Raw genomic sequence first — 5883 nt, forward strand, 5'->3', positions numbered from 1 at the left:
CTGTAATGGTTTCTTCTAACCAAAGATAATCGTCAATCTCATACAGTTGTTGTAGTTGATTTTGTGTTATGTTTAATATAAGGGACTTCCAATTAAAAAAATACCCAAAAATTTCTTGTAGTGCGGGCATCTTGCCCGCTAAATATGTACCTCATAACAATTTCTGTTCATCATTCATAAAATTATCCCCTCCTTTCTGACATTCATAAAAAAAGGAGTATTTTTAGAATTAAAATCTTTAGTTTCAGCAAAAACACGAGAAATAACTAAGTCACATTCTAAGGATAGTTCAGAAATAAAAATGCTAGTTTTTTCGATTTCTTGAGAATAGTTAAACGGTTTTTTTAAAACAATTAAAATATCTACATCAGAATCAGCATGATGATCACCTCTAGCGCGAGAACCAAACAAGATAACTTGATCTAAATTATCTTGATAGGTTTTTTGGACGAATGTTTTAATTTTTGCTAGAATTTTATTTACTGTTAGAACTTTGATTAATTAAACTAAGAGGGTGTTTGAAAAGTTTTGAATGTATAGACTGACCCCTCTCCAAACCTCTCCCCTGCAAGGGGAGAGGCTTTAAAACCCCCATTCCCTTGCAGGGAAGGGGGGTAGGGGGGTTAGGTTTTTGGAGATTACCGATTTGATATAATACTTTTCAAACAACCTCTAAGCTATTTTTGACGATAAGCATCACTACGATGTTTGATCTTAACCACATTTATTAATAAAATATTATCTTGTATTTGATAAACAACTCTGTAATCACCTACTCTAATACGGTAAAGTGACAATTCACTTTCTAATTTTTTAACTCCATCAGGACGTGGTTCAAGTGCTAATTCTTGAATTTTTAAATCAATTCTTTCCCTAATATTAGTTGGTATTTTTTGAAGTTGCTTGATAGCACCCCTGGTAAATTCTATTTGATAACTCATAATTTTGATTCTTGCAATTCTTTCTGGTAATCTTCCCAGGATATTGTACCGTTTACCTTTGCGTCTTCTAATTCAGCAACCGCATCTGCGATATCCTCCGCATCTTCACGATCAGAAATATTTAACAGTTCTAAAACATCTTCCAATGTGTCTTCATAAACTTGTTCTAATCTTTCATAAATTGCTTTCAATAAAACCTGTTTTCTACTTGTCGTTTCCATTTTTACACCTATTTATAGTAAAATATTACAGAGATGGTAATTTTCTCCTTAGAGGATGTTTGAAAAGTGGTATTCCGTAATTTTCATCACATTCCTACCCCCCTTTCCCCTTGTAAAAGGGGGAAACAATAAAAATCCAGTTCCCTCCCCTTTACAAGGGGAGGGTTAGGGTGGGGTAAAAAATATTTGATACATCAACCATAACTTTTCAAACACCCTCTTATATTCCTCATTATAATCAAAGTTACCATAAATGTTGGGTTTCCTTGCGTCAACCCAACCTACTTATTTTCTGCTATCAACATACTTTTGCCACATTTGCTGATAAGCATTTTCCATTTCCCGCGCAAATTTCTGACCATTCCATAGCGGTGATGTTTGTCTTGACTTTCGCAATTTCCACACAATTTCTTGTCTTAATTTCTCATCCTTACCCAACCTCACACCCCACTCGACATACTCTTCATCACTCCAAGCTAAACCTTCAGTTACACCCACATTCATCATCATTGTATAGCTGTTCCGGGCTGCAAATTGTTCCCCCACTCTTGTCACTATAGGTATACCCATCCATAATGTTTCTAGGGTTGTGGTTGCACCATTATAGGGATAGGTATCTAAGACGATATCTGCAATGGCTAAATTGGCGCGGTGTTCCATGTCTGTAGGTGCAGAGGGTAAAAACCTAAAACATTCTAAATCAAGTCCTTCGGCTTCAGCAAGGGGAGCAATAAAATTTTGCAGATCTTCATGATTGCTGCGAAAACTTTTCAGCAGAAAATAACTATTAGGAACTTGTTTGATAATTTGCATTTGTAACCGGATATTATCGGGATTACGTTTTAATCCAGTTTGAGAACTAAAATAAATAATCCCATCATTAGGAATATCTAAAGATTCTCTACTGATAGCTGGTGTTCCCACGGTAAAGCCATCAATACCAATATAATTTTGCGGGAGTCGCCAAATCTTTTCTGTATAATAATCCTGTGCTGATGCAGGTAAAACATAGTTATCAGCAATAAAATAATCAACCGTCGGGAAACCAGTGGCATCATACCCTAACCAACTAACTTGAATCGGTGCGGGTTTCAAGGCTAAAATAGCACAATTACTATAGGAAGTTAAACTATCTAAATCAACTAAAATATCTATTTCATCTTCATTTATTTTATCTGTAACCGTCACTATGGGCGGGCATAATTGATGAAAATGATCACCAAATTCGTTTTGATAAGCTTGTTGTTGTGGATCATAAATATTCTCTCTTAAAGAATATAAATGAATATCAAATTCTTGGCGATTATGATATTTTAATAACCACCAGGCTAAATAACCGACAGAATGAGAAATAAAACACTCTGATACATAGCCGATTCTTAAAGGACGCTCACTCAAAGCAGGACGAGGTGTATTCAAACGCTGTTGATAAATGTTAATCTCTTGAGAATACTCTTTCCACATCATTTTTTGACATAAAGCAGCTAATCCATTGCGAATTAATCTATTTTCATGGGGATTATCTTCCATGTATAGGAAAAAGTGACCAATGGCTAAGATATCAATTAAACTTTTGCTTTCTGTTTGATTGTTGACAAGATCAGATAAAAGTTGTTTATATTGTTGGTAAATCTGAACCGCTTGTTCTGGATAATCAAGAGACTGTAAAAATCCTGTTAGTAAGAAGTGAGTACCGAGAATTTTATCAATTGGTTCTTGAGCAATTTCTAAATATTTGTTTGCCCAATCAATAGACTCTTTATTATAAGATCCTGATAGACTTTGCAGGGAAAAAATAATTTTGCCAAGACAAACTAAATTATTGGGTCTTAGGTGGTAGGCAATTTTCGCAAAATAAAGTGACATCTGGTAGTCGAAAAAATGACTATAGACATCAGCTTTATCTATCAATAATTTAATAATAGTTTCAGAATTTATTAAATAAGGTATAAAGGCTTTTACTAATTTATCTATCGAAGCAGGAGGATCAACTGGGTTAGGACGAAGTAACTTCTCAATCACTTGCACTAATAATTTCTCATCAAAAATAGGGGGTTCTATTAGTTCGGATATAATGGCAATTAATTGATTAACATTTGTTTGCAAATCCTCAATTTCTAAATCAATATTTAGTTCAATTATTTTTAAAAGATTATTAATATCACCAGGGACAAATTCTCTAATGTGTTGACGAATTACCCAAGCAAATTGAGATTGAGAATCTGTTTCCTGTTGTTGAGCAGCATTGAATAAAATTTCTGTTAATTGCAGTAGCCATTGTTCCGATTCTTCCTCTCCAAATTCTAGCAGTGGAGTCATCCAGACTATCTGCGCTTCTTCTTCTCTTCCTGCTAATAACAAAGCCAATCCTAAATACCAATAATTAGTAACTTCCTGGGGATTTTCTGTAATATTTTGTTCATATTCTTGAATAGTTAATAAGCTTGGGGTAGCAGAAATTTGATTATTTAAGTTGGTGGTAATCATTAAAAACTTTGAAAGGATGAATACACAAGTCTAAGAGGTTGTTTGAAAACTTTTTCGTGTGAGATCTGATCCCCCTAAATCCCCCTTGAAAAGGGGGACTTTGAGAAATTTAGCCCCCCTTTGTAAGGGGGGTTGGGGGGATCTCGATTAATTCTGATACTTTTCAAACATCCTCTAAATTAATATTAGTTTTGGCCGTTAGAAACATAAATCAACATCAAAAGCAGGGATTAACACAGTTAACCCCCACAAGATGTGAAAAAATCCGACAAAAAAATCCTATATCATTCACAAAAATAAAGCATTCAACTTTATTTCATGTTGTTAGCATTAGCAGCACAGGAGGCCGCAGAGGCAGTCAGGGTAACTGTGGGAGCAGTGCCAGAAGGTGTGGTTGTCATACAAGCAGCAGCGGCTGTTTGCCCAGATGTGAGAACAGTAACACCACCAGCATAAGCTCTCAGAGTGCTAGCTTCAGCAGTTACAGGTACTGCGTTAAAAACAGTAGAACTTGCGCCTGTACTTGCAACAGGAATGGTATAAACATAGTAGAAATTCCCACTAGTATCATTTGCTGCGGTATTTGGAATATTGACTTGCAGAGCCGCAGTATCGGTAGTAAACTGTTGATTTTCCATGCGGAAAGCCTGTTGCGCCCTGTTGACTGTACCAACAAAGCTTTTCGCTTCCGTTTGTTTAGCTTTTGCTGATTGGCTGAGGAAAGAAGGTAGAGCAATAGCGGATAGAATACCGATGATGATAATAACAACTAACAGTTCAATAAGGGTGAAACCTTCGCTATCTTTCTTTTTGCTGAGGATTTGTTGGATGAATTTGGCTTTTAGTTCGGTTTTCATGGTATTTTTCCTTGATTTGGACTATTGTTCGTTTCTTGATGGAAATAACTTACCCCATTCCGATCAATTTCATATCACTTCCAGGAAAAAACTTTTTTCCCATCTGTTCAACAGTTCTAACTGGGGGTTAAAAATAGGCTAAAATCCTTATAGAGAGGTGCTTTCACTATCTAGAGGCTGAAAATAGACATGGCTACTATCCCTCGTTCCCTAGCTCTACCGGGGAATAGACTCCAAAAAGTTGTGGCTCTACTATACTTGATTCGAGGCAGAGCCTCACATCTACATTCCCAGTCAGAGACTGGGAACGAGTTGAATACTCCCAGTTATTAATATATGACGATTACCAAAAAGCAATTACCAAATTTCTGGAAATTTACGAAAAATCCGAGCCTATCCCAGCGATTAATGCTAATTGGGATTGGTATGACCCTATTTTTCATCTTCTTAGCCTTTTTTGCTCCTGTTTTCCAAAGTTGGGGATGGTTGCAAAACCCCAGAGAGTTTCTCTCTAATCCTATTCATGAACCACCTTCGGCCAAACATTGGTTTGGCACAAGTCGTTTGGGTTATGATGTCTTTTCTCGCAGTGTGTTTGGTGTACAAGCCGCGCTGCAAGTTGTGACTTTAGCAACATCATTGAGCATGATCATCGGTGTACCTTTGGGCATGGTCAGCGGTTATTTGGGGGGAAAATTGGATAAAGCCCTATTATTTCTTATGGATAGTATTTATACTTTGCCAGGCTTGTTACTGTCAGTAACATTGGCTTTTGTCGTGGGACGAGGAATCTTAAATGCAGCGATCGCTATTAGTATAGCTTACGTTCCCCAATATTATCGCGTTGTCCGTAACCACACTGTCAGCGTCAAAACTGAAGTATATATAGAAGCTGCACAAGCCATGGGTGCTTCTACCTGGGTTGTCTTATCAAGGTATCTATTTTTCAATGTTATTCAAAGCGTCCCCGTCCTCTTTACCCTCAACGCCGCAGATGCCATCTTAGTTTTAGGCGGGTTAGGATTTTTAGGGTTAGGATTACCCGAAGACGTGCCAGAATGGGGATATGATTTAAAACAAGCTCTAGAAGCACTACCTACAGGCATTTGGTGGACTACCCTGTTTCCTGGTTTAGCAATGACAACTTTAGTTGTAGGGTTATCACTACTTGGTGAGGGGTTGAATGAATTTGTCAATCCTCGTCTAAGAAGAGAAAATAGGCAATAGTCAGTTGTCAGTAGGGGCGAAGCATTTGGAAGATAAATTATCGGTCATTGCCAAAAATAGTTCTCCAAATGCTTCGCCCGTACAGTTGTTAGTAGGGGCGAAGCATTTGGAAGATAAATTATCGGTCATTGCCAAAAATAGTTCTCCAAA

Annotated in this window: 6 protein-coding genes; 1 reads left to right on the forward strand and 5 read right to left on the reverse strand. The window is 37.0% G+C overall.

Annotated features, from left to right (window positions below):
- Window positions 1–174: 174 nt before the first annotated feature.
- The 5 genes from PN450_RS08315 to PN450_RS08335 form a co-directional block, all read right to left on the reverse strand.
- On the reverse strand, window positions 175–498 hold the full coding sequence (locus PN450_RS08315) for a nucleotidyltransferase domain-containing protein (protein ID WP_148763984.1): 324 nt from the start codon (window positions 496–498) through the stop codon (window positions 175–177).
- Between the two features lie 179 nt (window positions 499–677).
- A complete protein-coding gene (locus tag PN450_RS08320; RefSeq protein ID WP_271835980.1) occupies window positions 678–941 on the reverse strand; it encodes a type II toxin-antitoxin system RelE family toxin in 264 nt (87 codons plus the stop codon).
- Window positions 938–1162, reverse strand: a complete 225-nt coding sequence (locus PN450_RS08325) for a hypothetical protein (protein ID WP_271835981.1) — start codon at window positions 1160–1162, stop codon at window positions 938–940. The genes PN450_RS08320 and PN450_RS08325 overlap by 4 nt, the downstream gene beginning before the upstream one ends.
- Before the next feature lie 285 nt (window positions 1163–1447).
- A complete protein-coding gene (locus tag PN450_RS08330; protein WP_271835982.1) occupies window positions 1448–3649 on the reverse strand; it encodes an O-linked N-acetylglucosamine transferase, SPINDLY family protein in 2202 nt (733 codons plus the stop codon).
- A 311-nt stretch (window positions 3650–3960) separates the two neighbouring features.
- On the reverse strand, window positions 3961–4506 hold the full coding sequence (locus PN450_RS08335) for a type IV pilin-like G/H family protein (RefSeq protein WP_271835983.1): 546 nt from the start codon (window positions 4504–4506) through the stop codon (window positions 3961–3963).
- Window positions 4507–4842: 336 nt separating this feature from the next.
- Between PN450_RS08335 and PN450_RS08340 the strand changes: the two genes are divergently transcribed.
- The gene (locus PN450_RS08340; RefSeq protein WP_271835984.1) at window positions 4843–5733 is read left to right on the forward strand and encodes an ABC transporter permease; all 891 of its coding nucleotides are present in this window, start codon (window positions 4843–4845) and stop codon (window positions 5731–5733) included.
- Window positions 5734–5883: the final 150 nt, after the last annotated feature.

It is taken from the genome of Dolichospermum lemmermannii CS-548 (assembly GCF_028330815.1).
Lineage (GTDB): Bacteria > Cyanobacteriota > Cyanobacteriia > Cyanobacteriales > Nostocaceae > Dolichospermum > Dolichospermum lemmermannii.